Source organism: Levilactobacillus fujinensis (assembly GCF_003946335.1).
GTDB lineage: Bacteria > Bacillota > Bacilli > Lactobacillales > Lactobacillaceae > Levilactobacillus > Levilactobacillus fujinensis.
Genome location: NZ_RHNX01000007.1, coordinates 76,028 through 101,373, shown reverse-complemented (window position 1 = coordinate 101,373; position 25,346 = coordinate 76,028). Strand labels below are relative to the sequence as shown.

The following is a 25,346-nucleotide window of genomic DNA, read 5'->3' as shown; positions in this document are numbered from 1 at the left end:
AGCGCCGTGAGGCGTGGAGCGGACCAGTACTAATCGGTCGAGGACTTAACCAAGTTGTAAAACGTGGTGTTCTCAAAGAGAAAATAATTGAATAATATCTAGTTTTGAGGGAAGAAGTTCTCTTATAGTGTGGTGGCGATAGCCTAAAGGATACACCCGTTCCCATGTCGAACACGGAAGTTAAGCTTTAGCACGCCGATAGTAGTTGGGGGATCGCCCCCTGCGAGGATAGGACGTTGCCACGCGATTATTCCGGCATAGCTCAGTTGGTAGAGCACCTGACTGTTAATCAGGTTGTCGACGGTTCGAGCCCGCCTGCCGGAGCTTTAGATGGAGAGTTGTCCGAGTGGCTGAAGGAGCAGCATTGGAAATGCTGTAAACGGGTACTAACCTGTTTCGAGGGTTCGAATCCCTCACTCTCCGTTTTCATAAGTATGACCCGTTGGTCAAGTGGTTTAAGACACCGCCCTTTCACGGCGGTAACATGGGTTCGAATCCCGTACGGGTCATTTTGGAGGATTAGCTCAGTTGGGAGAGCGTCTGCCTTACAAGCAGAGGGTCACAGGTTCGAGCCCTGTATCCTCCATCGTAACATAACATTATTATGGTCCGTTGGTCTAGTTGGTTAGGACGCCTCCCTGTCACGGAGGAGATCACGAGTTCGAGTCTCGTACGGACCGTTGTTATGTTATTAACAATTTAATACACAACAAACATATTACATGAATGGTATATGGCTCGGTAGCTCAGTCGGTAGAGCAATGGATTGAAGCTCCATGTGTCGGCGGTTCGATTCCGTCCCGCGCCATTTATGGTGGGGTAGCGAAGTCTGGCTAAACGCGGCGGACTGTAAATCCGCTCCTTCGGGTTCGGTGGTTCGAATCCACTCCCCACCATTCATAGGGATATAGTTTAAAGGTAGAACTACGGTCTCCAAAACCGTCGGTGTGGGTTCAATTCCTACTATCCCTGTTTGTAATGTGATGGCGGTATTGGTGAAGTGGTTAACACACCGGATTGTGGTTCCGGCACGCGTGGGTTCGATTCCCACATACCGCCCTAGATTGGGCACTTGATTTATTTCAGCTGATCCAGTCAGATTGGATAGGCGATTATGGTGGTATAGCCAAGTGGTAAGGCAGAGGTCTGCAAAACCTTCATCGTCGGTTCGAATCCGATTACCACCTTTGACTTGGGTGTATCCAATCAATATTTTTTTGCCGGAGTGGCGGAACTGGCAGACGCGCTGGACTCAAAATCCAGTGACCGTTGAGGTCGTGTGGGTTCGAACCCCACCTCCGGTATAAGAAGTTTCATCTCGGTAGTCATCACATCAGGTGGTGGCTTTTTTGTTTTATGGTGTGTGGCTAGTAAGCGTAAGCACGCAATGACTAATCAAATCGGAACTGATAGCTTATTTACCATGGAATTTTACTCAGGATTCACAAGGAAAGACTCAGTTAAATACAGCCGCTTGGAGCAGGGGAAAATATTATCGAGTTACATTCATGTATAAGCGGCATCAGTACACCGAATAGCGTGATACACTAGCCGATGCCAAGTTACGTGAAGAGTTGCGGTACAAGTACTGGTCGAACTATGGTGACAAAAACTAAAGCCGTTCTGTGATTAGCAATGTGATTTTATTAGCTACTCATTTAATTGCTTTTCACGTTTGATCAGTAGCTCACGTAATTCGCTTATAGCATCGGCCTGGCTACGAATAAATCCCCAAGCAGCTGATTTTGCATTTAGGTAGCGTTTGCAATCAGCATTGTCAGTGTCCTATTTTTTGTTGGTTGTAGTTTTAGCCTTGGGTATATGTCTGGTCAGGCATATACATTCCTTCGAGTTATATAAGCCGAATTACAGCGTTGACAAGCGTCAAAACAACTCCGACGCCGATAGCGATAGTGAGGTAGCGCATGTATTCAGCTAGTTCAGTACAATCGTTATTTTTCTTTTCCATAGTGTCCACCTCGTGTTATTATGAGCATAGAAAAGCAAGGGAGTCACTCCCGTTACTTTATTTTACCAGTTTCTTGATTAGCTCGCTGATGATTTGAACTAAGCAACCTACGTCAAGCGCTACTGCCAAGTATGTCGCCTGTTTAGCTAGCTGAAATTTGATATTTTTTGTCAGCGGCCTTTTTCTTTCGCTTGTTCTTCACAAAACGCAAGAACAATTTAATCACTAGGACCAAATCTAGTACTAAGGATCTCTCAGGAGTTGGAGGTAGGTGTAAGTCAGTGTTCTAAGCTTGACCGCAGGCGGTAGTAAAAACGCTTAACGGGTGTCTGGAGATTGAACGGAGGCATGTTGTTCAGCGACATTAACTGGGCTAATAGTATCAAGCAACACGCCTTTAGGAAAATCGCGGCGAACCATGTCTAAGATTATTATTTGAGCACGGGTCACAAACTCTGGACCGCTGTTCGCAATGACCGACCTGATAATGGTTCCGTACAGGACGATGATGGTTTGCACGACATAGGCCACTGAATCAGCGGCGATCAATCAAACGGATGAGCTGGAATCGGGTTTGACGTTCAATCAAGGCCGTAATCACACGTTTGTGACCGTCATGTTTACCAACCAATCGACCTCAAAGTGTCCAAACTGTTTACGAGTCGCCACTTCAGGCGGTCGTTCCGCAATGCTTAGTCTCAGTTGTCGACTGTTTTTATGAACGACGTACTTAGGTAGTTAGTGGCTCATCTTCTCAGTGAGATTCAAAACACAGACCTCTAGTGGCTATTCATACAGCGTTTGAGTATCATTGAGTCGAAAGTGGCTAACTTCTTTATAGTCATCAGTGGCGTCGAACGGCGTCGGGAGCCCAGCTATTGGCTTTAAAATGTGCCAAGAAGGATTTACAAGGATAGTGACAAGTCTTACGGTTCTTGTGACACCGCTGTTCAGCAAGTTCGGTCACGTAAATTTGATAGCGTTTTTTCTTACCGTTAACAAACTGCTTATTGGTCATCAAGTTTCGTTTGACCTCTTTATTTATGATCCGTTGACTAACACTAATCAGAACAGCAGCCTATTTACCATGAAATTTTACACAGTCGCCGATTAATCGTGACGAGTTAAATGTAGAAATGGCTAGAGGCAAAGAAGATGGCGTCCTCAAAAAAACGAGGACGCCATCTTTTATTAATCTATATTTCAATGCAGTTAAACAGATAGCTATTGCTAAGCCGCCAACGGTACCACTATGAGTGGGTGTTCCTAAAAGGCATGTTAGACTACTCTGTGTTTCGAGACAGTTAGTCTAAGTTATTCGAGAACAATTGACGAGTAGGGGGGTAATCAAGATAACGCAAGCACAAGTCATTTCGAAATTAAGCTGTCGTCCGACCATTATTGGACTTGTTCGTAGTATGCAGGGCTCAAGAAGGATATGCGGTAGTATGAGGGCGATGAATTGAAAAACTAGAGAGTTATGCGGTGAAACACCATAGTTGCTTAGAAGACAATGGACAGTGTTAGGAACGACAGCTTTTCGATTCGTCTCGGGTGACTATTATTTTCCGTAATTAACACCGGGGTAGCGTTAAGCAGGGGGCTCAGCTGACCTAAATGACGTGCAGGGGCTTGTGGGCGGCTAGTCGATATTTCCGGTTAGTGGCTACTTGATCGTATCAAGATGAGGAAGTGACCGTATTTGGATACTGACCGGGAATACGATATTTTTGTAATGTGGTTACCCAAGTTTTTGTAGGCTGAGTTAAGCATAAACAGTAGTCGTGTCCCGGAGATGGGGGTTGACCCCACACGACCTCAGGGGTCATTAGAAAAAGGACAAATTAAAAACCCCAGCCGGGCAAGCCAGGGTTTTGCAGGTAGTCGTTAGCAAATTTTTTAATTTTGATAAGCATCTTGTAAACCGACCTTGTCTTGATGGTCGATAGACGCGTACCGGTCGGATGCATACATAACGCTAGATTCATCAGCAGAATGACTTAAGCCTAAAGCGTGACCAATTTCATGAGTAGCAACGTTGGTTCGTTGGCTCTTGGTGTAGTTGTACTTGTTTAAGAGGCTCCGGTTTAAAGTAGACTTGGCAGAAACAATTTGATTATTGTCGTCGCCCTTCTTTAAGTAGGAGTAGTTGGTGTAACCAGCAAGTTGACCACTCTTGGTACTGAGAGTATCGGAAGAGGTTAACGTGATATCGGCCTTTTCGCCACTCTTAGCAGCCTTCAACTGGACAACCCCAACCTTGTTCCACCGATTAACGGCGTTTTTCCAAACACTCTTGTAATAGGAAGAAGAAGTGTTGGTTTGGTAAGTGATAGTCGTGTCTTTCCAACTCCCCCATGAAGGTGTTGGGTTACTAGCGGATGCTAGGATCGTAGTACTGAAACTTGCTAGGACGATAGCCGTAGTGGCGATGATTAAGACTGCCCATTTTGTAATTTTTGCTAACATTTTGAAATACCTGCTTTCTTAAATTCCGAATGATCAACATTTAAGTTGTTCGCTATCTTATTGACTATGGTTAGTATAAAGCGAGTTACTAATTGGTTGGTTGGTCACATCTACTAGTATGGACAGTTTCTGGGGGACAAAATTGTTAATGTGGATATAAAATAGCCCCTTATAGTTGATAGGCCTTAGAAACCGTTACACATTGGCAATTGTGGCCATACTGTTAACTCCGTAAAACGGTGCAAATTCCACGAAATTTGCGCAAAAAAAAGATCACTCTGATTATGATGGTGTTGAAAATAATCAGGGTGATCCTAAAATTAGTCTATTTAGATAACAGACGTGTTACGAACATTAGAGTGCAACAGGTGTGTATTTATCATTAATTTACTTATATTTGACAGCGGTTCCATATGCAGCAACAGACTGCATATCTGTTCCAATCGATCCAGAATCAAAACGCATCATGACGACGGCATCTGCACCCATATCTGCCGCATTTTGCCGTAAACGGTCAACGGCAATACGACGTGCCTCGTCGAGCATCTTGGTGTAATCGCGGATCTCCCCCCCGACGACGTTCTTTAATGAAGCCCCGATATTCCGCAAAACGTTCTTGGATTGCGTGGTTAATCCGAAAACCTCACCGAGTACTTCGTAATCTTGACCAGGAATGTGTTCGGTGGTGGTTACTAAAATGGTTGTCATGTAAAATCCTCCTCCATTGATTACTCCCAATATACCGTTGCTGAGCAGGTAGCACAAGGTTGGAAAGTTTTTTTCTGTGGAGTTCTGGCTAAATTTGCCACGTGACTCACAGACTATCTGTATAATTAGTAGAATTGTGGCTAAGTATACAGGTAATGACCAGAGTATCTGCATAATATAAAAAAATAAATAAGTGAAATGGTATTAATTAAATTAAAATAAAATAATTAGCAGTATCAATTTAATTTACCGTATGTTATGGTTAGTCATACGGACGCTTGCTCACAGAGCTTTCGATAGAGAGGGGACACCTGATATGTCCGAAGAAGAAATGAGTCAAGAAGCACACGACGAACAAGCGTCCGATTTCCGCCCGGAGCTACAGCCATTCGACGAGAAACAGAAAGAACTGATCAACCACTATTTATTTTCCAGGACTGCGTATAGTTTGGCCGCGGCAGCCCTTGAGGATAACTTGAACGTTCCATTAGATCACTATCAACAGAAACGCCTATTTTACCGAGATATCAGTGATTTAGCACACTTTCGCCGTAACTTTTTTGATAGTGTGGGGAACTTTCTTCAACTCTCATTCGATACCACTTACCAACTCGAAATCTGGGATCGTCAATTTCATAGTAAATACAATTATTCGCAATCAGAGCTAAGTCAAGCTGGATTGTGTACGGTCAAAATGGGAACGGCAGTGGAGACGATAACCTATGGCAAACTTGGGTTTAAAATTCGCCGCTCATTTGAAATCGAACACGAGCATCTCTTCGGGACCAAGAGCCAGTTCTACGTCGCCGGGAAGCAAGTTCCTTGGGTGGACGGTCTCATGCTCTTACAGCACCAGTTAAAGGAACACACACTCTGGTTAAAGGGCTACATTTTAAAGATTGAAGACTTCACATAAGATAATTACTAGAGATATCCCACCGACAATCTGGGATATTTTTTTTAAATAGAAAAAGTCCAACCACATAATGATTGGACCGTTTATTTCGTGAGAGACTGAGTAAGCAGGGGAATCAGCTGATGAGTTGTCGGCTGCACGTTGCCCCGCAGAATATCGGTATGGCTAACAGCAATAACGTTACCATTACTGCTTAGGTGTTGGCGTAAACGCAGAATTTGTGCGTCTACCACGTAAATATTTTTAGAATCGACGGTTAAGTCCCAGTGATGTTCGGCTTGCACCGTTACTGCCGGGAGCTTGAGGGCAACTGCTAAGTTTTGACAAAAGTGATTAATTAGGGCGGCGTCGACGACAGGGTTTCCAGTCAACGCGGGTTGATATTTCCCGCTCAAGATGTCACCAATCACTTTAATTTCCGTCATGTTGGTTCCTCCATTATTAGATGATGCCTCATTTTAGCACGGAAACTAGGGTAGAGGCGCTACTTCATCTGGAGCTTAGCGAAACTTTAAAGGATTGTTTCAGGTTTAGAGAATCAAGTAGCCAACTAATAGTTGAAGAAAACCAGACGTGATCAACCGATAGTGATCGTTCAGATGTTGTACTAACCACCAGTGGGCGGCAACGAGTAAGACGACCACCACTAATTTCCAAGACACGGACAACGTTAATAGGGAAAGAATAAAAACTGCGGGAGTAACTAAAGTGAGACGCCAATCACGTTCTCCAGTCAGATAGTAAGGCTCAAAGAAGGTCAGGTAACTGGCCATCAATGGAATGAGCGGCAGTAGAAATTGTAAAGCGAGGTAGTGGTTACGTAAGAAAAATAAAATAACGGGGATTCCACAGCCAGCCAGAAAGCTAAAGACCACTAGGCCGTAAACGGATTGCAACCCTAACTGAGGGATGCATGCGAGAACTAAGAAAACACAGATCAGGAGCGCAAAGATTTGAATCAAATGTTCTTGAGGCGCGGCTAAAAATCCCATTGTACCAGCGGCGACGACCAAAATTGGCCCGATTCGTGATTGAAAATGACGAACGAGAATTAAAAAGTATCCAGCAGCTAAAAAAATGCCGTATATAATAAGATAGAATTTAACTTCACCAGCTAGTGGTGTACCGGTAGATGCCGTCGAACCAGCGATCCACCAGAGAATGTTTTGGCAGAAGGTGAATACGAAAAGTTGTTGCACCGTACGGTTTTTAAAGAAGGCCATGAGTGTGGTCATGGAATCGCTCCATTTCAACTGTTTATTGTATGTTGCCTTTAATCTTAATAATTATCTGGCGATTGGTCAATGTTTCTTTCAAAAATACTGGTAAGCTTTCTTTATAGTTCTACGGAATTGTGTTAGACTTCTTAAGTTATGAGTCAATTCCCGATAGGATTCACGAGTCTAGTGAAGCTGCCTTGTAACCGACTGGCGCGAGATTATCGGTCAACTCGTCGTCAACACTATCTAGGGGGAATATCCATTGCAAGAAAGACATTTATTTACTTCGGAATCCGTTTCTGAAGGACATCCTGATAAGATTGCTGATCAAATTAGTGATGCCATCTTAGACGCGATGCTACGACAAGATCCAGATTCACGGGTCGCCTGTGAGACCTCTGTTACAACTGGTCTCGTGCTGGTCTTTGGAGAAATTTCAACCAAGGCCTATGTCGACATTCAAAAAGTGGTGCGTCAAACCATTAAAGAAATCGGCTATACAGATGGTCAGTACGGGTTTGATGGCGACAATTGTGCTGTTCTCGTTGCAATCGACGAACAGTCACCTGACATTGCACAAGGGGTCGATGACTCCTTAGAGACGCGTGAAGGTGATGAAGATCCGCTGGATAAGATTGGAGCAGGCGATCAAGGGTTGATGTTCGGCTATGCTGTTAATGAGACACCTGAGTTGATGCCACTGCCAATCGAGTTGAGTCATGCCTTGATGCGGCGAATCGCCACTTTGCGGAAGACCAACGTCATCGACTACTTGCGCCCAGACGCCAAGGCTGAAGTGACGGTGGAGTATGACGACAACGAACGACCAGTTCGGGTCGACACCGTTGTGCTGAGCACCCAACATGATCCAGATGTGACGCTAGACCAAATTCGGCAAGACGTTATTGAACAAGTGATCAAACCGGTCATTCCAGCGAACCTGTTGGATGACAAGACCAAGTACTTCATTAACCCAACTGGCCGTTTTGTTATCGGTGGTCCCCAAGGGGATGCTGGCTTAACGGGTCGAAAGATTATTGTTGATACGTACGGTGGAGCTGCCCATCATGGTGGTGGGGCTTTCTCGGGTAAGGATGCGACTAAGGTGGACCGTTCAGCAAGTTATGCTGCGCGGTACATTGCCAAGAATATCGTAGCAGCCGAATTAGCAACCAAGTGTGAGGTGCAGATTGCTTACGCCATTGGGGTTGCAGAACCCGTCTCCGTGTACATCAACACCTTTGGGACCGGAACGGTTGCTGAGGGCAAGCTGAACGCCGCTGTGCGTGACCTCTTTGATTTGCGTCCAGCAGGAATCATCAAAATGTTAGATCTTAAGCGGCCAATTTACAAGCAAACCGCTGCATACGGTCATTTTGGCCGAACCGATATTGACTTACCTTGGGAACATTTAGACAAGGTTGAAGCGTTGAAAGCAGCCGTAAAGTAAGGCCGTTTTTGTGAAAGAATAGTTGTGGTGGCCCTCAGGGACTGGCACAACTTTTTTTATTTTTCGAGCTAAGCTCTTGCCTTTTGGCAGGGAACCCTTGATAATATGAGATATTACTGTTTTATCAGAAATTGGGAAGTGGCAGCAATTGGCTACTTAAATTCGTTGTGTGGCGGGGCCCAACGGCAGGAGGATATTATGTCAAATAAACAAACTAACGTGGGGGTCGTCACGGCAGCCGTTTTCGTTGCCACCTTCATGTCTGCCATTGAGGGGACCATTGTCTCTACCGCCATGCCAACCATCGTTGGGGACTTACACGGGGTCGCTCTAATGAACTGGGTTTTCTCGATTTTTCTACTAACGAGTGCCCTTGCCACACCAATCTATGGGAAATTGGCCGATACAGTAGGCCGTAAGCTGGTTTTCTTAGTCGGTCTCTTCATCTTCGTCTTGGGCTCAACCTTATCGGGCATGTCGCATAGCATGGAAACGCTGATTGCTTGGCGGGCCCTACAAGGAATTGGCGCCGGGGCTATCATGCCAGTCTCTTTTACGATTTTAGCGGATATTTATCCGGTCGAGAAACGAGCTCGAGTAATGGGCCTAAACGGCTCAGCTTGGGGGATTGCTGCGGTAGTGGCACCTTTGTTGGGGGGCTTCATCGTTGATCAATTGAGCTGGCACTGGATTTTCTTCATTAACATTCCCATTGGAATCATCACCATGGCGCTTATTTGGTTTAATCTAAATGAGTCTACGCAACGGAAAGCTTTCACGATGGACTGGGCTGGTTGTCTGTGGCTGTCGGTCGGTTTACTGGCGCTAATGCTGACCTTCCAGTTACTGGGTGAAGGTGACTTGAACATTCTATGGGTCGTTGCCGGATTGGTTGTAACGGTCGTCGCCTTCTGGCTATTTCTTCGTCGTGAACGGCAAACGGCTGATCCGTTGATCCCGTTGACCCTATTCCGTGATCGCACATTTGTCATTCAAAATTTGATTGCGGCATTGGTCAGTGGATTCATCATGGGTTTTGAAGTTTACTTGCCCACTTGGACGCAGGGACTGCTGGGCTTACGGGCCTCTCAAGCCGGCTTTGCCATCACACCTAGCTCATTGATGTGGATTATTGGCTCCTTTATTGCCGGTCGTTTGATGGTTCGGCGATCACCGTATCAAATTATCAATATTGCGTTGACTTTGATCATCATTGGTGCCGTAACGATGGCTCTAATTCCGGCAACCACGCCGTTCTGGTTTTTCTTCGTCATTGCGGCCATTTGTGGGACCGGGTTTGGGATTACCATTACGACCACGACTGTGACCGTTCAGAGCCACGTTGCGACCGATGAGATTGGGGTGGCGACTTCCTTTAACACGTTGTCCAGAACACTGGGACAGACGATGATGGTGTCCATTTTGGGAATCATCATGAACGTTCAAATGGCCAAGGGAGTTGCGAGCCATTCAGGAACGACGATGGGGATGATGAATAAGTTGATCAACCCACAAACTGCCAAGAGTTTGCCAGCACACTTGTTGCCAGAGCTACACGGCATCTTATATCAAGGGCTACATCTGATCTTTATTGCCGGAGCAGTTTTAATTGTTATCTCATTCTTGGTGAATTATTTGGACCGTAAGGATACGCAGCAAATCAGTGGGAACCAGGGGTAATTACTCCCGTTTTTCGTAGAATTACGTTATAATTATCATTAAATAACCAAAAGTGGAGGCGAGGAAGATGTTTGAGAATAATCATGCGCGGTATGCAAGCTATGGTACCGTTGCGGCCTTACCAGGTGACATGATCGATGCTGTCTGGCAGATTATTGACCGCGACCTCCAAGGCCTGTTCCCGTTAGATAACTTGTTAACGTTTAAGCTCCATGAAAATCAGGGGACTACGACGTTTGAGTACGTGCAGGAAGATGACCAGCAAATGGATCTGCGTGCCGGATTTGACACACAGTTTGCATACACACCGGAGTTGCCGGACACCGTCTTGGCATATGATGATGGGGACAGTCAAATTATTTTGCTACCATCTGAAACGGCTGAACATTAAATGTGTAACTAAAAAGTAGTTCGGGAATTGTCCTGAACTACTTTTTTTATGGCTGAATTGGGCGCGCTACGGGTACTAGAAGCGCCGCAGTTGGTAGTTTATTGAATCAAACCGAAATGCCGTAACCCATTGACGATACCATCGGTCATATTGCTTGTGGTCACATAGGTAGCCTTATTCTTAGCTTGGAACACACCATTGCTCATCGCAATTGGAACGTCAACTTCATCGAACATCTGCAGGTCATTTAAGCCGTCACCAAACGCATAGGTTTTCGCATCTTGTAATCCGGCTGTTTTGAGTAACGTTCGAATCCCAGTCTGCTTGGTGATGCCCATGACCATCGTGTCTAGTGCTCGGGGATTATTTCGGACGAGGGTCAGCTGACCGGCAAATTCACGCTGATAGATTTTTTCCTTGTCCCGATTAAAAATATTAAGGAAATTAATGTCGTGGGTTAGATACCAGTCGGGATCGACTACTGCGGATAGGCGTAGCAAATTGAAATTATCCTGGGTATCCTGATTGGCCTGACTCAACCGAAAACCTTGATTGTTAAAGTAGCCAACCGGATCACCCTGTTGCTTGGCAAATGTTGTGATAGCTTTTAGCGTGGAAATAGGGATGTTGGCTGCAGCCAGGCGTTTGCCTTGATACTGGACATAACTCCCATTAGCACTAACCACCGCACCAATATGTGTGGTGTCTAAGATAGATTGAATCTCAAATATGTTTCTTCCAGTCGCAATAACTGGTAGAATATGATGTTGTTGCATTTCATGAATAGCCGCAACACTTGTTGGCAAAACGTTCTTATTATCGTCAAATAGCGTTCCGTCCAAATCAAAAAAAACGATTGCGTGATACATAGAATGCCTCCTAGTTCTTATGCCTATAGTTTCATTATACAACAAGTTGCTTGATCTCCGTTTGGATTCGATTAGGTTACGTTGGTCACTAGAAGTTCAGAAAATTTGGAGAAATTTTGTCAGTCAGATGTAGTAGTCGGCTATTTTATGGTACACTATATCTTGTATTTTTAATAAAAGAGGGGCTATCATGGTGATAATTACAGCTGGAATGATCGGAGTCGGTAAAACGACTTTAACTGGAAAGATTGCGTCACACCTGGATACGCAAGCATTTTTTGAACCGGTTGGCGACAACCCGGTGTTGCCACTTTACTACCGGGACCCGAAGCAATATGGCTTCTTACTACAGATTTACTTTTTGAACAAGCGGTTTAGTATGATTAAACGCGCTCTGGCCGACGACAACAACGTTCTTGACCGTTCCATCTACGAAGATGCGCTCTTCACCCGCGAAAACAACGCCGAAGGTAACATTACCGACACGGAACTCGAGGTCTACTTAAATCTCCTCGATAACATGATGCATGAATTGGATGAACTGCCAAAGAAAGCGCCTGATTTGTTGGTTTACGCCGATGCTGATTTTGACACGATTCTGCACCGAATCAAGAAACGTGGTCGTGACTACGAACAGTTTGACGACAATCCAGAATTGGAATCTTACTACAAGAAGATGTGGACGGCTTACCAAGGCTGGTTTGCCGACTACGATGTTAGCCCTAAGATCAAGATTGACTTACAAAAGTATGACTTGGACGTTCCTGGTAATACGGAACTCGTTCTGGGTCAAATCGATGACGCACTAAAAGACTTACGTAGTGACGCCACCGTATAAAGTATCATAAAAAATCTCCCCAGTCAGAAATGACCGCGGGAGATTTTTTAATGGGTAAGGGTAAAGATGTTTTTCGAATAATTAACCTAATTGTTTTTCAATGTTAGCTAAAGTGACCAGGATCGTATCAGCAAAGACCATGTTAGCAGCACCTAATTCAGTGGCGTCACCGATTCCCAGAGAGACTTCACCAGCCGCATTGATAGCTGCGACGCCAGCTGCAGCATCTTCGACCCCAATACATTGTTCTGGTGGGAGGTTGAGGAGTTCGGCACCCTTGGTGTAGATTTCAGGATCTGGTTTGCCCTTCTTCAGGCTAGCTGGATCAACGATTTTAGGAAAGTAGTCTGCCAATTGTAGCTTGCCTAAGACTCGTGGCGCGTTCTTTGATGCAGATGCCAACGAGAGCTGGTAACCATTGGCCCGCAAACTGTCTAAGAAGTCTTTCATCCCAGGTAAGATATTGGCAGGGGTCATCTTGTCGACTTCGGCCACATAATTCGTGTTCTTTTGGGCGGCTAATTTTTTCTTTTCGGTTTCAGTGTAGTCGTTTTCCTTGCCACCGGCTTTTAAGATCATTTCCAGAGAGTCCATGCGGCTAATACCCTTTAAGCCGTTACCAAGTTCCTCGCTCCAAGCAACACCGAGGGAATCAGCCAACTGGTGCCAAGCCGTTCCGTGAAGAATGGACGTATCGGTAATAACGCCGTCCAGGTCAAAAACGAATCCTTTAATATCAGCAAATTTTGTCATGTAAAACACTCCTTAATAGGTAATGGTGGATGGAACGTGTGGTTTTAATGAAACCTGTTGTTGCCCAATTTTTAGGGTTGCTGCGTGATTGGCCGTGACCGTGACTTGGTGATGGTCGATGGCAAATGTATAACGTGTACCGCGCAGCAGCTGATTGAAACGAATGGCTTGCCAAGCTTGTGGCAAGTGGGGAGTGACGGTCAGCTCAGGGGCTAACGCGTCAACACCGGCGTAATACCGGGTAGACATCAAGGTAACGGCGCCCATGACGCCGAGGTGAATCCCCTCAGCGGTCGTGCCACCTTGAATGTCATAATAATCGGAAAAGAGCGCTTGAGAAAAGAGTTGCCAGGATTGGTCCATATTTCCCGCCATAGCCGTGAGTGCGGCGTAGACGATGCGTGAGAGGGTCGATCCATGAGTGGTACGGTCGAGATAGAATTGTAGATTTTTCAGTAATGCTGCCTGTGAAAAGTGATAGCCCAGTTGTTTTAATAAACCGATTACCGTTGGTGCATCGAAATTGTAGAAAGCCATCAGGGCATCGGCTTGCTTGGCCACCTGATAGGCATCAGGAGTCTTACCTTCAGCTTTTAAGATGCGGTCCATCCGGGAAATATCGCCGTACTTTTGTCGATATTTACGAAAATCAAGTTGTGGTAACTTGAAGTACCCTTCAAACTGGCCGAGGATGGTTTCATCATTGATGTCGAGTTTAAGGTGATGACTGACGTCGGTGAACTGTTTCAGCGTTTGGGCCGTAACCGTGGTCTTGTGATCTACCTGCTTAAGGGTTGCGGCGTCTAAGTGTTGTCGAATATCGGTCAATTCGTTGAAGACCCACGTGACCATGAGGTTGGTATAGGCGTTATTGGTGAGACCAGTGGTGTCCGCATTGGGATAGTTTTCGTGAAATTCATCTGGGCCCATGACCTTGGCAATCGAATAGCGGTGATCGCTCGGATCGAGCTGGGCTTTACTTAGCCAGAATTTAGAAATTTCTTGCACCATTTCTAATCCATACTTTGCCATGAAGTCTTGGTCGCCAGTGATACGGCAGTACATAATCACGTTGTAGGCGATAGCTAATGAAACGTGACGTTGGAGTGAGGAATAGTCTGGATCCCAGGTGTTAGTCAGGGGATTCAGGTGGACGACTTGTGATTGCTCGTCGCCAACTTCACCGGACTGCCAAGGAAACATCGCCCCCGCGTAGCCGGCTTTCTGTGCATTCTTTTTAGCCGCAGGGAGTCGACGGTAACGGTACATTAGCAGGGATCTCGCTAGCTTCGGATCGTGGAGTGCGTAAATTGGTAGGTCGAACATTTCATCCCAGAAAACGTGGCCCCGGTAAGCTTCACCATCTAGCCCACGAGCGTTGACCGAGGCGTCGATCTTGCCAGAAGCGATGGCTTGCGTTGCCGTGAACAGGTGGTAAAGGTTGACCCGCGTCAGTTTCTGTGAGGTCATGTCACCAGTGATTTGAATATCGGCATCCGTCCATCGGTGTTGCCAGTAGGTGGTACTGCTGGTCAGTGTGTCCTCAAAACTAGCTTGACTAAGTTCTTGCGTTGCAGTTGGGAGTAAGTCGCCGGTCGTTTCGCGATCAGTGAAGAGTACGACATTTTTCTCAAAGGTATAGGTGTGACGGGGGTGCACGTCAACGGACCGCATTTGACGAACCTGTTGCTCGGCGTTAGGCCGGTTAGCATTCGGCGTCTGTAACGCTTCTCCTGGCCCGGTCAGGTGTGACCCCATGACAAAATTGACGGCCGAGGACCGCGTCTGACCTTCGAGAAAGATACTGTCGGGTTGTTGACTGGTTCCTGTAACCCGGATATGCCGTTGATCAAAGGCACTATACCGCGCAACGTTGCCATTGACGACGCTGCCGTCAATGGCCGAGTAGACCTGCAGACTGCCCGAAAAGTTGAGCGGGGTGATTTGATAGCGAATAGCGAGGCGATGCCAATCCTTGAAGTTAGCCAGTTTCGTGGTTTGAATCCGGAGAGCGTGACCCGTTGAAAGCTGGACGAGCATGGTCGTGGTCAACGTCCCGGTGTGCAGGTCCAGGCTGCGATAAATATCTTGAATATCTGCAGCTTTGATCTGAAACGGATTCTGATGATCGACGCCAAAAGAAAGAGCCTGAGCGTTGGGTAAGTTGATGAGATCTTCGTTGGTGACTTGCCGACCGTTTAAATTTGTTGTCAGTTGGTCGTAAAGACCCGCAGTATACATGCCAGGATAGTTGTCGGTATCGGCATGCGCTTCGGTATAGGCACCCCGGAGACCAAAGAAACCGTTACCAACTGTCAACATGGCTTCTTGCCCGTAATTCCGTTTGCCTTGGTACTGGCCGTAATAATCAAGGTGCCAAGACAGATAGTCGCGCTTAACAGCCAGCGCGTGTTCCAAGCCGTGATCCGCAATGGCTTGCTGGCTAACGACAGGAATATTGAGCATGTTGGCGATGGCTAAGCCAATATCAATGCGCTGGTGATTGATCCCGACGATGGTATCTGAGAACGGATAGCTCAGGGCATTATCGACCACGGCGGCGTCGACGTCCAAGCCAGCTAGCTTTAAACGCAAGTTTTCCAGATTTTCTCCAATGGTTTGCTCGGGATTATAAGCGATGATAAATTGCCTCTGGGTCGGCTGGCCATTTGGATGATAACTGACCTCTAGTGAATCGTCTAAAACGTGAAGTGTAATGATTTTCAAACTCGAATCTGCTTCCTTCCTGCTAGTGATTAGCGTATTCCTTCACTTTCAATCTTAGGCGAGCAGCAACCAATTAGCAATTATTTCCCTTTAAAATTGCTGAACTCATGATAGCACATAATGCCTACACGACGCAATTGCAATCGGTTGCAATTGTTAACTGAACGTTAGTTGCACGAAAACGCTTACAACTGGAGCTGGACGGTTGGGGTGTTCCGTGCTTTTCTGAAAATTAACGGTTAGGAAAAATTAATCAGCTAACCTTTAGGTAATTTAAAGCTCCTGTATCTTGGCAACTAAATAGGGGCTGGAACGATACAAATAAAAAATCCCGGACAGTAAGTCGTTCCGGGATTTAACGTAATAGTTTTAGGTTAAGGGATGCTAGTTGACGATGTACAGGGGGTCAGCACCTTGGTCGACCTCAACGGCGTTATTAGCCACGATAGCAGCCATAGCATCTCTGGCTTCGACGGTCGCGTTGCCAACGTGTGGCGTCAGAATAACGTTGTCGAGGGCTTTGAATCCATCGTCAACGTTGGGTTCTGCTTCATAGACGTCAAGTGCAGCACCGGCTAACTGGCCAGATTTCAAGGCGTCTAGGAGGGCGGCCTCGTCAATGACGGGTCCCCGTGCAGCATTGATCAAATAAGCGGAGTTCTTCATTGCAGCGAATTCGGCGGCGCCGAGTAAATGATGTGTGTGATCGTTTAATGGACAGTGCAGTGTCAACACGTCACTCTTTTCAATGACCTCAGCTAATGTCGCATACGTGGCGTTGAGACTGGCTTCGGTGGCAGCTGGTAGGGGATGTCGTTGGGTATAGACGACCTTCATGTCAAAGGCGGCCATCCGCTTAGCAACGGCCTGTCCAATTTGGCCCATACCAACGATTCCTAACGTTTTACCCGCAAGCTCATGACCCAAGAAAAAGAGGGGTGACCAGCCAGCAAAGCCCTTGGTCCGCATGAGACGGTCGCCTTCGACCATCCGGTGAGCGAGGGTAATGATGAGGCCGGTTGTGACTTCAGCGGTCGAGGTAGTTGAAACCTTTGGGGTATTGGTGACTGGAATGCCTTTAGAACGGGCATAATCGGCATCAATATTGTTGAAGCCGGCACCGTAATTGGCAATTAATTTTAAATTTGGATCCGCATCGATGACGTCACAGTCGACTTGGGTAGATAATGGTGTAATGAGATAATCCTTACCGACAATTCGTTGGAGCAGGTCTTCTTTGGTGATCAAACCATCACCGGAATAACTTGCAACGTCGAGACCCGCCTGCGTTAAGATGTCCAAGGCGGATTGGGGGATGGGGGCAGTTACTAAAACACTGGTCATGTATGTCACTCCTTCAGTAGAATTCAATTTACACTTTCATTGTAACCGTTTCCAATTGTGAAAGCACCACTTGAGAAGATTAACTTCGAAATTACCCGGTAAACGTGGTAAGATTTGAACAATGAGATGGGATGAAGGAGCGAGGCGGATGAAGAGTGTGGCACTTATTTTGATGACGATCATGACGGGAATCCTGATTGGCGGAACGCTATGGCTGCTGTTAGCGTTGTCACTGACGGGGTGGTTGAAGTGGCTGGTCGGATTTGCGGGATTTGCTATTGCAACGGGATTAAACCTGGGGATTTTTTGGCTACTGTGGCCGAAGACAGGTTTTGCGGATGATGACGATGATTAGAGATTAAAAGTGAAAATTAGTTTCAAAATTGAATGGTAAAAATTTGGCAACGTTGTCCAACCATTGCTTTACCGGCCGGCAGATATGAGTTGGAACGGGATGAATACATTTTTAAGTCTCTACAATACCAGCCAAGTGTCGACCTTCGGGCTTACTTGGATGTCTCTGAGGTAGCAGAGATCATACCGCTAGCGACGTTGGTGGGTTGGGTTTAAACCTTAGCAACCACCTGGAATTCAGCGCTTGAAATTGACATGTACAATCGGAGCTGAAGTGCGGACATTACCACTAATTTAGGGATGACAATTCCAACTGTCGCAAGAACAACCTGTTTAATTTTTAAACCTGCTTAATAAAAAAAGGACAAATAAAAAAGCCATTACGATAAGTCGCAATGGCCAAAGAGTAAGGTTACAACATAATTGGGGGATTATGTTGTAAAAATTTCATCTACTTTGGGGGAGTAAAATGAAATCTGTCTGTTGAATGAGGACAGAAGCCTCACGCACAAGTTGAACGTTGGTTCAAACTTGCCCGCAACCATATAGTACCGCATAATGATAAAAAATGCTATTAAAAAATAAATATTTTATAAAACTATTGAAACTAACTTTTATAAAGTAACATTTTGTGGCATTTTTCAGGGCTCTAACAGTTAGTTAACCGAGGTTACATAGTGAAAGGAAGATGTATTGATGCAAGGAAAAGTTAAGGTGGGGGGTGCATTTGGGTGGCTCTGGCTTATTCTAATGCTGATTGTGACCAGCGTCGTCCAAGTGCCCCTGGTTTATATCAAAGGTGGGACCCTAGCCCATCAACTTATGTGGGCAGGACTTTACTTACTAGGATTTGTGGCCGCCATTGCCGTTGGCTTCTGGGGTTACCACCGTGTGCATAAGGGTTGGCAACGCTTGACCTACAATGATTGGTGGCTGATGGTCAAGGGGTACGGATTCATCATTATCAGCGAAATTATTTTAGGCTTAGCCAATCACATCTTTTACGGTGAAACGAGTACGGCTAACAACGATGCACTGCAACAGTTGATGGGGCGGAGCTCACTAACATTGGTCATGCTAAGTCTAACGGCAGTATTTGCATCGCCGTTTCTGGAAGAGCTCACGTTTCGTGGCCTGCTCATCGATGGCTGTTTTCCGGCCAAATGGTTTTGGGTTCCGGTCATTGCCAGTGGCGTGGTCTTCTCGCTGGTCCATATGAGCGATAACATTATCAGTTGGTTGCTCTACGCCATCATGGGCGGGACATTTGCCTACATTTATAAGCGGACCGGAAAGCTGCAGAGTACGATCATTCTGCATGGTTTTAACAACTTAATTGCGATAGGGGAAATGCTGATTCTCATACGCCATTAGCTTAGTCGTGCCAGTCAGCCAAAATAGTACGCGTCATATCATTGAGGGCCTGCTGATAGGCTCCATTTTCGTTAACGGTAAATCCGTGGCGGGAGTCAGTATAGCGCCGACAAGTGACCTGAGTGCCGACGTTGATGAGCTGTTGACCAAAGGCTTCGGCCTCAGTCAGCAGCGTATCGTGGTCAGCCGTTAAAATACTCGTGGCTGGAAATTCACGTAAGTCGTCTGTACTGGCATGTGTTGGTGAAATTAAGGGGTTACCAGGAACCTGATTTTGCCGATAAAAACGATTGAATAGCTGAGCTGTTTCCAATGGAATGACGTTAGTAGCGCCATCTGGAAACGGCTTTTCTTCTGGGGACGTATCCAAGTCTAGGACGGGATAATCGAGAATCAGACGTTGGGCAAGGTCCGTTTGCCGGCGTAAAGCTAAGAGTTGCGTCCCAATAATTAAGTTACCGCCAGTGCTGTGGCCAATCAGTGTGGGTGCTTTAAAGTGTGGAAAACGTTGATGGAGCTCTTCAACTACAGTGTAGCTAGCCTCCAAGGGTTGCGGAAAGGGGTGCTCTGGTGCTAACGGATAGTCGACATCAAAAATGGCGGCGTGTGTCCGGTAACTGAGCTTTTGACAGAATAAACGGTCCCAGTCGTTGTGGGGGAAAATAAATTCGCTACCGTGAAAGTTGATGATCATGTGATGGGCAGGCATAAGTGGCCAGTGAACATACACGGGAACCTCTCCTGCAGACGTTGGAATGATGAGGGTTTCTTCTCGGTCAACGGCTAACAGGGGTGCTGGCTGGTGGTTAGCAGCGGCTTCTTGTCGTAGCTTGCGGGCTTGTGATAAAAGTGACATCGGGGAACCTTCTTTCGGTAGATGATGCCTAGAAAATGGGCATCTTATTTACACATTAAGATAATTATATAGCTAATAAAGGACAAAAAACTAGCAACCTCACGAAATGGTGAAGTTGCTAGTTTTTTTAGACGAGATCGTCAACCTTTTTTGGAATTAAGCGCTGGTTGCTGACATTGTCAAGTTGTTCCTTAACGGTGACTAGTTCAGTCATCATGGAATCAATCTCTTTATTTGTCATTCCCAACAAGGTTTGACATTGGCCGATGCGTTGATAAACTTCATCACGCTTGGTAGTGGCCATATCGGTTAAGTGAATGAGGACTTGACGCTCATCGGTTCGGCTACGAACCCGAGTGACCCAGCCCTGTTTTTCTAAGCGTTTCAGTAGGGGCGTTAACGTCCCACTGTCAAGCTCGAGGCGGTCACCAAGTTGATGGACGGTCAAGGGCGCGTCCTCCCATAAAACCAGCATCGCAATATATTGCGGATAAGTTAGGCCAAAGGGCGCCAAGGCACTTTGGTAAAAATGATTGAATTTCTTGCTAGCAGAGTAAATTGAGAAGCAAAGTTGTTCATCTAGCAAGACAGGAGAAACTTTGGGCATGGCACAGGCCTCCTTTCGGTTACTTTCCAGAGTATTGTATACAATTAAATTGCTGATAGCAAGTAAAATTACTTTATTGCTTTGCTTAAAGTCAGGCGATTTATAAAGCAATTTTGTAAGTCACACACACCATCACACTAACGTAACATTAGAATAATTATATAGCATGTCGATAGGTAACTTCAATGATTATTGATAAAACAAGTCTTTTGTGCATTAATTTGATATCTGGCTAAGCTGAATCTGTGCAGGGGGTGTAAGGGTTTTGGAGACCTCTGATATTGAAGAAAAAGTTTTTTCGTTTTAGCCAATTAATCAAAAGAATAAGGTAATTAGCTCGTTAAAATAACGAATGAGCACCGTAACAACAGGGGTTACAGCTAAGCTTATCAAAATTGATAGTGTAAAAGGCACCGGTGAATTGAGATCAAATTAACCAGAGCACAACTGAGAATAGTTTAAATGGTCAGCAGCATTAAATATCGAGCGATAAGTAAAGACGACAACTAATTGCGAACAATTAAACAATAGTATAGCAAATTTGTTGCAAAAGAAAAAGCCATTTGCTAGTGGCATACGCTGTAAAACGCTGTTCCTTCAGGATTCATTTACGAAGGGCAAGTTAATATTGGTTAGTAAAACATGAAAACTGTATAGAAACAATAAACCGAGTGAGATAAATGACTTATCAGGTTTAAGAATCTCCCAGTGTGGGAGGGCTAGCCAGCCAATGAATAGTGTGCGGAAAAACAGGTGAGATATGAGCAATTTTCCATCCGTGAGGGAACAATGCTGATTGTGAAAAGCCGTAGCGGTATTTTTTAATATAAGGTTGGAAAAAATGGGGTATGAAACGATTTAACGGTCAAAGTGGAAGTAATGAATGCTGAATGTAAAAAAATAGGAACCTCGCAATTGCGAAGTTCCTATATCAGTTATTCATGATGCCCCGAGCAGGAATTAAACGCTTAGCTCACTAATCGTGATACCAGTGGGTTAGGCAGGGATCTAAAATCCGATGAGCGCGATTTGTTACCCTCTAAAACCGTCGAGAACGCTGAGTAATTTCTTATTTTGTTCGTCTTTCATCTCATGGATCATGTGTGAATAGACTCTAAGCGTGACGTTGAAATTTGCATGGCCTAGTCTCTCGGAGACATAGTATAGCGTTAGCCCCTTATAAATTAAGTAAGAGGCATGTGTATGGCGTAACCCGTGAAAGGTTATGTGCTTGGCTCCAATGTGCTCTAGCGTGCGTTTAAGCATGTTATTTGCGGCGGTACTGCTCGGTGGTGTAGTGCCTTGACCGAGGAAAACTAGATTGAATGGGTTCTCTTTATCAAGGAAGTCTTGTGACCTATGAAGTTGATGCAGAAAGTCGAATACTTCTTGATTAACGGCTATGTTTCGAACTGATTGCTTGTTCTTAGTAGCCTTAAACCCATCGTTGTCTAAAGTGTTCCAAGAACGCTTGATGTTGATGGTACCATTCGCTTCGTCCACATTATCCCAGGTCAGACCTGCAATCTCACCAAACCTGGCGCCTGTATATAGTGCCAATAGCGCCATGACGCGGCTTGACCGACGTGCATCGATGGTTGCGCTTAGGTCATCTATAAGTTTATGCATATCTTCACCGTCGAGATACTTCAGCGATTCATCCATGGCTTCGTGTCCGGTGACTACGACCCGACGCGTGAAGTCCCGTGCGATTGCACCATCAGCGACAGCGTCTCGAACGCAGGAGCGTATCTCCATCGCTACTTTTCGGGAGCTAGCGATGGCATGAGTTTTGCCAAAGTCATTTAGAAAGGTCTGGTAGTATTCTCGCGTTACCAGATTCAAGCGGAGCTCTTTAAAATACCCCTTGATGATGCCATGTGTATATTTGTAGTGGTTAAGAGTTTGTTCTTCAACGTGTGGAAGCTTGTAGGTGGTGAACCATTTCTCAAAGTAATCGGCGAACGTTTCTCTTGTGGTGGCCTTGCCGATAGATTCGTTGAACTTAGTCTGTTCGATCGATATGGCCCATTCTTCGGCTTGAGTTTTCCGCAGAAAACCGGACTTAGTTTGGTACTTACGCTCACCGGTCATTTGATCAGTGTAGCTGATTCTTGCAGTCCATGTTTTACCGCGCTTTTGATAGCTTGCCATTTTAATTATCTCCTTAATTTTAAATCACCTAGGCGGGTAGATTTGTGATTAAGGTTGTGGCATCACCTCCTTTAATTTATAATTAATTATGTAAAAAGGGTGTACTTATCCCTTGAATCTTATATGTTGAGCGCATCCCATTATCTTGGCGGGTAGGGGGATGCGTTTTTTATTATCTATTTCGCCAATCAGCTAACTTAGCTTTCAGCATTGAGATGAAAGCAGAGCAGATTTCTAACATGAAAGTTGCTTCGGCCAAATCAATTTTATGTTTTATCTCTGTTTTAGGGTGTCTAATTCCACCGTCACTAGCATAACCATAAAGTTTGCTCATTGCTTCTAGGTAGGCAGGATGTGTTTCAATAAAGTCATTATCTACTAGATTATTTATACTTTTTCCAAGAGTGTCCTTTACCTTACCGTTGAATAGCTCGATGGATACCTTTCTAGTGGCAACCTCAACGGCATCAATAGATTCTTTAATTACAGAAACTAGGTTTATATCTTCACGTTTTCCAAGTTCATTTAAAGCTTTTTGCAAGTGACCATCATCGATCTGTGTTTTCACTCCCGCTGTGATATTTGAAATATCAATATCGGAGCTAACGGGTTCTAATTGATATTTGATAAAGCGATAAGCAGAATGATTAGTTGATAATAATTGGTTTATGGTTTTGACGGATTCGGAGCTTCGACCCCAGATCTGTATTACATATTCGAGAAAATCGTACACTTCATAAAATTGAAGGTCGTCGTAATGATTATGCAGTACTTCATTAGGATTATCACCAGCCATTGCCATTTCATCTGTCAATGAACTAATTGAGATATGAAAGAAGTTAACCCAAAGCTGTTTTAACATTTCGTAATGTGTTCCCTGATAATTTTGTTGGAGATTGGAGTGTTGTTTATCGAACAATATATGGGCACCATAATTAAATATATCGTTTCGTAGTGTTTCATTCATTTTGTCTTTTTGAATCACATCATCAACTTTAACGAATCCCATTCTTTCAGAAAACCTCATGATAGTTTTATTTCCCACCTTTTTAATTAGTGTAATCTTGCACAACTTCGTAAGACTTGAACTTCTTATCAGTCATGAATTCGAATTGGTTGGTCTGTCCCTTGTCCCAGTTATCAGTGTAAACTGCTTGGGTATCAATGACCGTTTTTTGTGAATCCATCAACTTTACCTTGATGCCAAACGTTTTGAATGAGTAGTTTGAAGTGTTCTTGACTTTAGCGTCGTAGGTGTAAGTATATCCATCGTCTTTAGTTTGTTTGAATTTAATAGATTTAATTAGAGAATTGATTGCTTCGGTTTTCTGATTTTGATTAGCTACTGCATCACCATGACGTGTTAATTCAGTTAGATCACTTTTATATTTGTCAGCGACTTTAAGTTTGTGCTTCTGGTTGATTTGGACAATCATCTTAGTACGCACATTGTATGCCTTATTCCACTTGTCGAAGAAATTAGACTTGTCGTAACTTTTTAATGCGGTCTTTTGATCTTTCAGAGCATTAATGTATGTAAGAGCTTGCTCATGAAGTTTATCGTTTTTGAACTTTTTGTTTTCGTAAGGTTTCACTACCTTAAGCTCAGCATTAACAGATTTGTCCAAAGTATCTTGGGAAGCTTTGTCGATGTCTTTTACGGTGTCGGTTATAGCCCATCGCTTTTGAAGACCAGTTTCTAGTGCAGAAATGAAATCGCTATCGTAGTACTTTGTCTCTGATTTCTTATTACTACAAGCGACCAGGGATAATCCGGCTAAAAGCACAGTGACAAGTGTAAGTATACGTTTCATTGTTCAATTCCTCCTACGTGGGGGTATGTATTTGCAGCTTTTATAGCCATCAGCATGATTGGGCAATAGTACTATTTATTTGATGAAGCGATCAATTCATTAACACGTTCTAGTCTTTTTATAAAGTCTCTACGTGCAACGCCGGGGTTGCGTTTATTTCGCTCTATTCCAATTTTGAGTATTTTCGCTTCTTCTTCGAGGCGATGTTGCTTTCTGTAAAGCATAGCCAAAACTTGAAAAATAGCAGGGTACCAGTTTCCTTCTTCAACAGCCCAGAGTCCGATTGATTCCACACGATCTAAATCTTTGCGTTTCCAAAAAGTAGATAAGTTTTGTGTCTGACGGTAAAAATGATCATCCTGGGACATGGTTCCTTACCTCCTAACCGATTCGAGTAATGTTAACACACTTATTCAAATCGAAAATATATTCATGGTATTGGAAGACCAAGCCGTATTTGTTCCGATAGTTTTCAATAGCCTTCATGAGAAAATCAGTAGTGATATCGAAATAGTCCGCGATTTCTGGCGTCGACCAAATGCCTTGAAAAAAGCAGTTAACAAGTCCAGTTAAAGGTACTGCCTCAGTGAAAGCGATGGATCGGGCGAGATTTTCCTGCTTTCGCTTCTCAATTGAGTCTTGGTCTATTATTTCCCCCGATCCGGTATCATAATGAGCAAGTTCTTCAAGAAGGGTAGTGTATTGGACACTTCTATCATTTTTGCTATTAATAAAAATTTCTTGATTATCTTCGTACACCAATCCCGATAAATGATCGGGAAGATCAGTAGTAAATGTGTAATTAATGTTGTCGCGTTCTGCCATTAGTGATTCGATTCTATCCATAAGTTAA

At 44.7% G+C, this 25,346-nt stretch carries 22 protein-coding genes, 11 tRNA genes, 1 rRNA gene and 1 riboswitch; of the genes, 19 read left to right on the top strand and 15 right to left on the bottom strand.

Annotation, left to right across the window (positions count from 1 at the left end; translation table 11 throughout):
* Positions 1-128: 128 nt before the first annotated feature.
* The 12 genes from rrf (at position 129) to EKM89_RS04475 (ending at position 1,304) form a co-directional block, all read left to right on the top strand.
* A 5S ribosomal RNA gene (rrf, locus tag EKM89_RS04530) occupies positions 129-245 on the top strand.
* Between the two features lie 6 nt (positions 246-251).
* Positions 252-324, top strand: a tRNA-Asn gene (locus EKM89_RS04525).
* A gap of 8 nt (positions 325-332) precedes the next feature.
* A tRNA-Ser gene (locus EKM89_RS04520) sits at positions 333-423 on the top strand.
* Between the two features lie 13 nt (positions 424-436).
* Positions 437-509 (top strand) — tRNA-Glu (locus EKM89_RS04515).
* A gap of 4 nt (positions 510-513) precedes the next feature.
* Positions 514-586: transfer RNA gene (locus tag EKM89_RS04510), tRNA-Val, on the top strand.
* Between the two features lie 20 nt (positions 587-606).
* Positions 607-680, top strand: a tRNA-Asp gene (locus EKM89_RS04505).
* A gap of 55 nt (positions 681-735) precedes the next feature.
* Positions 736-808 (top strand) — tRNA-Phe (locus EKM89_RS04500).
* 5 nt (positions 809-813) lie between these two features.
* A tRNA-Tyr gene (locus EKM89_RS04495) sits at positions 814-896 on the top strand.
* 5 nt (positions 897-901) lie between these two features.
* Positions 902-972: transfer RNA gene (locus tag EKM89_RS04490), tRNA-Trp, on the top strand.
* A gap of 14 nt (positions 973-986) precedes the next feature.
* A tRNA-His gene (locus EKM89_RS04485) sits at positions 987-1,059 on the top strand.
* A 57-nt stretch (positions 1,060-1,116) separates the two neighbouring features.
* Positions 1,117-1,187: transfer RNA gene (locus tag EKM89_RS04480), tRNA-Cys, on the top strand.
* Positions 1,188-1,219: 32 nt separating this feature from the next.
* Positions 1,220-1,304, top strand: a tRNA-Leu gene (locus EKM89_RS04475).
* Between the two features lie 2,564 nt (positions 1,305-3,868).
* On the opposite strand, the gene EKM89_RS04465 is transcribed toward EKM89_RS04475, so the two are convergent.
* Positions 3,869-4,438, bottom strand: coding sequence for a matrixin family metalloprotease (locus EKM89_RS04465; RefSeq protein WP_125686083.1), 570 nt, complete (start codon positions 4,436-4,438; stop codon positions 3,869-3,871).
* A gap of 387 nt (positions 4,439-4,825) precedes the next feature.
* A complete protein-coding gene (locus EKM89_RS04460) occupies positions 4,826-5,146 on the bottom strand; it encodes a heavy metal-binding domain-containing protein (RefSeq protein WP_125686081.1) in 321 nt (106 codons plus the stop codon).
* A 316-nt stretch (positions 5,147-5,462) separates the two neighbouring features.
* Between EKM89_RS04460 and EKM89_RS04455 the strand changes: the two genes are divergently transcribed.
* Entirely contained in the window at positions 5,463-6,062 is a 600-nt protein-coding gene (locus tag EKM89_RS04455; protein WP_191988749.1) for a hypothetical protein, read from the top strand.
* An 83-nt stretch (positions 6,063-6,145) separates the two neighbouring features.
* Here the strand turns inward: EKM89_RS04455 and EKM89_RS04450 are convergent, their stop codons facing one another.
* Positions 6,146-6,487, bottom strand: a complete 342-nt coding sequence (locus EKM89_RS04450) for a hypothetical protein (protein WP_125686079.1) — start codon at positions 6,485-6,487, stop codon at positions 6,146-6,148.
* Between the two features lie 105 nt (positions 6,488-6,592).
* Positions 6,593-7,297 (bottom strand): hypothetical protein, encoded by a 705-nt coding sequence (locus EKM89_RS04445; protein WP_125686077.1) that lies wholly within the window; start codon positions 7,295-7,297, stop codon positions 6,593-6,595.
* 131 nt (positions 7,298-7,428) lie between these two features.
* Positions 7,429-7,547: riboswitch (SMK box riboswitch) on the top strand.
* Between EKM89_RS04445 and metK the strand changes: the two genes are divergently transcribed.
* The 3 genes from metK (at position 7,545) to EKM89_RS04430 (ending at position 10,803) form a co-directional block, all read left to right on the top strand.
* A complete protein-coding gene (gene metK, locus EKM89_RS04440; RefSeq protein WP_125686075.1) occupies positions 7,545-8,732 on the top strand; it encodes a methionine adenosyltransferase in 1,188 nt (395 codons plus the stop codon). (Overlaps the previous riboswitch by 3 nt.)
* A gap of 198 nt (positions 8,733-8,930) precedes the next feature.
* Entirely contained in the window at positions 8,931-10,412 is a 1,482-nt protein-coding gene (locus tag EKM89_RS04435) for an MDR family MFS transporter (RefSeq protein ID WP_125686073.1), read from the top strand.
* Between the two features lie 67 nt (positions 10,413-10,479).
* Positions 10,480-10,803, top strand: coding sequence for a DUF960 domain-containing protein (locus EKM89_RS04430; RefSeq protein WP_125686071.1), 324 nt, complete (start codon positions 10,480-10,482; stop codon positions 10,801-10,803).
* 98 nt (positions 10,804-10,901) lie between these two features.
* Here EKM89_RS04430 and EKM89_RS04425 read toward each other — a convergent pair whose 3' ends face one another.
* Positions 10,902-11,672: a Cof-type HAD-IIB family hydrolase gene (locus EKM89_RS04425; RefSeq protein WP_125686069.1), complete on the bottom strand. Its 771-nt coding sequence runs from the start codon at positions 11,670-11,672 to the stop codon at positions 10,902-10,904.
* 190 nt (positions 11,673-11,862) lie between these two features.
* On the opposite strand from EKM89_RS04425, the gene EKM89_RS04420 reads away from it, so the two are divergent.
* A complete protein-coding gene (locus tag EKM89_RS04420) occupies positions 11,863-12,510 on the top strand; it encodes a deoxynucleoside kinase (protein ID WP_125686067.1) in 648 nt (215 codons plus the stop codon).
* Between the two features lie 81 nt (positions 12,511-12,591).
* Here the strand turns inward: EKM89_RS04420 and pgmB are convergent, their stop codons facing one another.
* The 3 genes from pgmB to EKM89_RS04405 all read right to left on the bottom strand — a co-directional run bounded on the left by pgmB (position 12,592) and on the right by EKM89_RS04405 (position 17,334).
* Entirely contained in the window at positions 12,592-13,263 is a 672-nt protein-coding gene (gene pgmB / locus EKM89_RS04415; protein WP_125686065.1) for a beta-phosphoglucomutase, read from the bottom strand.
* A gap of 12 nt (positions 13,264-13,275) precedes the next feature.
* Complete coding sequence (locus tag EKM89_RS04410) at positions 13,276-15,990, bottom strand: glycoside hydrolase family 65 protein (RefSeq protein ID WP_125686063.1); 2,715 nt, start codon at positions 15,988-15,990, stop codon at positions 13,276-13,278.
* A 384-nt stretch (positions 15,991-16,374) separates the two neighbouring features.
* The gene (locus EKM89_RS04405; protein WP_125686061.1) at positions 16,375-17,334 is read right to left on the bottom strand and encodes a 2-hydroxyacid dehydrogenase family protein; all 960 of its coding nucleotides are present in this window, start codon (positions 17,332-17,334) and stop codon (positions 16,375-16,377) included.
* A gap of 148 nt (positions 17,335-17,482) precedes the next feature.
* Between EKM89_RS04405 and EKM89_RS04400 the strand changes: the two genes are divergently transcribed.
* Together EKM89_RS04400 and EKM89_RS04390 are read left to right on the top strand one after the other, a co-directional pair.
* On the top strand, positions 17,483-17,689 hold the full coding sequence (locus EKM89_RS04400; protein ID WP_125686059.1) for a hypothetical protein: 207 nt from the start codon (positions 17,483-17,485) through the stop codon (positions 17,687-17,689).
* A 695-nt stretch (positions 17,690-18,384) separates the two neighbouring features.
* Positions 18,385-19,062, top strand: a complete 678-nt coding sequence (locus EKM89_RS04390) for a type II CAAX endopeptidase family protein (RefSeq protein WP_125686055.1) — start codon at positions 18,385-18,387, stop codon at positions 19,060-19,062.
* 1 nt (position 19,063) lies between these two features.
* On the opposite strand, the gene EKM89_RS04385 is transcribed toward EKM89_RS04390, so the two are convergent.
* From EKM89_RS04385 to EKM89_RS04355, 7 genes are all read right to left on the bottom strand, one after another.
* Complete coding sequence (locus EKM89_RS04385) at positions 19,064-19,918, bottom strand: alpha/beta hydrolase fold domain-containing protein (protein WP_125686053.1); 855 nt, start codon at positions 19,916-19,918, stop codon at positions 19,064-19,066.
* Between the two features lie 127 nt (positions 19,919-20,045).
* Complete coding sequence (locus EKM89_RS04380) at positions 20,046-20,525, bottom strand: MarR family winged helix-turn-helix transcriptional regulator (protein WP_125686051.1); 480 nt, start codon at positions 20,523-20,525, stop codon at positions 20,046-20,048.
* 1,032 nt (positions 20,526-21,557) lie between these two features.
* The gene (locus EKM89_RS04375) at positions 21,558-22,679 is read right to left on the bottom strand and encodes a tyrosine-type recombinase/integrase (protein ID WP_125686049.1); all 1,122 of its coding nucleotides are present in this window, start codon (positions 22,677-22,679) and stop codon (positions 21,558-21,560) included.
* Positions 22,680-22,851: 172 nt separating this feature from the next.
* The gene (locus EKM89_RS04370; RefSeq protein WP_225421810.1) at positions 22,852-23,706 is read right to left on the bottom strand and encodes an AbiJ-NTD4 domain-containing protein; all 855 of its coding nucleotides are present in this window, start codon (positions 23,704-23,706) and stop codon (positions 22,852-22,854) included.
* Positions 23,707-23,728: 22 nt separating this feature from the next.
* Positions 23,729-24,493, bottom strand: a complete 765-nt coding sequence (locus EKM89_RS04365) for an FxLYD domain-containing protein (RefSeq protein ID WP_125686045.1) — start codon at positions 24,491-24,493, stop codon at positions 23,729-23,731.
* A 71-nt stretch (positions 24,494-24,564) separates the two neighbouring features.
* Positions 24,565-24,861, bottom strand: a complete 297-nt coding sequence (locus EKM89_RS04360; RefSeq protein ID WP_125686042.1) for a hypothetical protein — start codon at positions 24,859-24,861, stop codon at positions 24,565-24,567.
* 13 nt (positions 24,862-24,874) lie between these two features.
* Positions 24,875-25,339, bottom strand: a complete 465-nt coding sequence (locus tag EKM89_RS04355; protein ID WP_164510502.1) for an ImmA/IrrE family metallo-endopeptidase — start codon at positions 25,337-25,339, stop codon at positions 24,875-24,877.
* Positions 25,340-25,346 lie beyond the last annotated feature (7 nt).

Coding starts and splice junctions, on each gene's coding strand:
- EKM89_RS04355 (WP_164510502.1), bottom strand. CDS start 25,339: ATGGATAGAATCGAATCACTAATGGCAGAACGCGACAACATTAATTAC.
- EKM89_RS04385 (WP_125686053.1), bottom strand. CDS start 19,918: ATGTCACTTTTATCACAAGCCCGCAAGCTACGACAAGAAGCCGCTGCT.
- EKM89_RS04405 (WP_125686061.1), bottom strand. CDS start 17,334: ATGACCAGTGTTTTAGTAACTGCCCCCATCCCCCAATCCGCCTTGGAC.
- EKM89_RS04380 (WP_125686051.1), bottom strand. CDS start 20,525: ATGCCCAAAGTTTCTCCTGTCTTGCTAGATGAACAACTTTGCTTCTCA.
- EKM89_RS04465 (WP_125686083.1), bottom strand. CDS start 4,438: ATGTTAGCAAAAATTACAAAATGGGCAGTCTTAATCATCGCCACTACG.
- EKM89_RS04390 (WP_125686055.1), top strand. CDS start 18,385: ATGCAAGGAAAAGTTAAGGTGGGGGGTGCATTTGGGTGGCTCTGGCTT.
- EKM89_RS04365 (WP_125686045.1), bottom strand. CDS start 24,493: ATGAAACGTATACTTACACTTGTCACTGTGCTTTTAGCCGGATTATCC.
- pgmB (WP_125686065.1), bottom strand. CDS start 13,263: ATGACAAAATTTGCTGATATTAAAGGATTCGTTTTTGACCTGGACGGC.
- EKM89_RS04375 (WP_125686049.1), bottom strand. CDS start 22,679: ATGGCAAGCTATCAAAAGCGCGGTAAAACATGGACTGCAAGAATCAGC.
- EKM89_RS04360 (WP_125686042.1), bottom strand. CDS start 24,861: ATGTCCCAGGATGATCATTTTTACCGTCAGACACAAAACTTATCTACT.
- EKM89_RS04370 (WP_225421810.1), bottom strand. CDS start 23,706: ATGAGGTTTTCTGAAAGAATGGGATTCGTTAAAGTTGATGATGTGATT.
- EKM89_RS04450 (WP_125686079.1), bottom strand. CDS start 6,487: ATGACGGAAATTAAAGTGATTGGTGACATCTTGAGCGGGAAATATCAA.
- EKM89_RS04400 (WP_125686059.1), top strand. CDS start 17,483: ATGAAGAGTGTGGCACTTATTTTGATGACGATCATGACGGGAATCCTG.
- EKM89_RS04435 (WP_125686073.1), top strand. CDS start 8,931: ATGTCAAATAAACAAACTAACGTGGGGGTCGTCACGGCAGCCGTTTTC.
- EKM89_RS04420 (WP_125686067.1), top strand. CDS start 11,863: ATGGTGATAATTACAGCTGGAATGATCGGAGTCGGTAAAACGACTTTA.
- EKM89_RS04460 (WP_125686081.1), bottom strand. CDS start 5,146: ATGACAACCATTTTAGTAACCACCACCGAACACATTCCTGGTCAAGAT.
- EKM89_RS04430 (WP_125686071.1), top strand. CDS start 10,480: ATGTTTGAGAATAATCATGCGCGGTATGCAAGCTATGGTACCGTTGCG.
- EKM89_RS04425 (WP_125686069.1), bottom strand. CDS start 11,672: ATGTATCACGCAATCGTTTTTTTTGATTTGGACGGAACGCTATTTGAC.
- EKM89_RS04455 (WP_191988749.1), top strand. CDS start 5,463: ATGTCCGAAGAAGAAATGAGTCAAGAAGCACACGACGAACAAGCGTCC.
- EKM89_RS04445 (WP_125686077.1), bottom strand. CDS start 7,297: ATGACCACACTCATGGCCTTCTTTAAAAACCGTACGGTGCAACAACTT.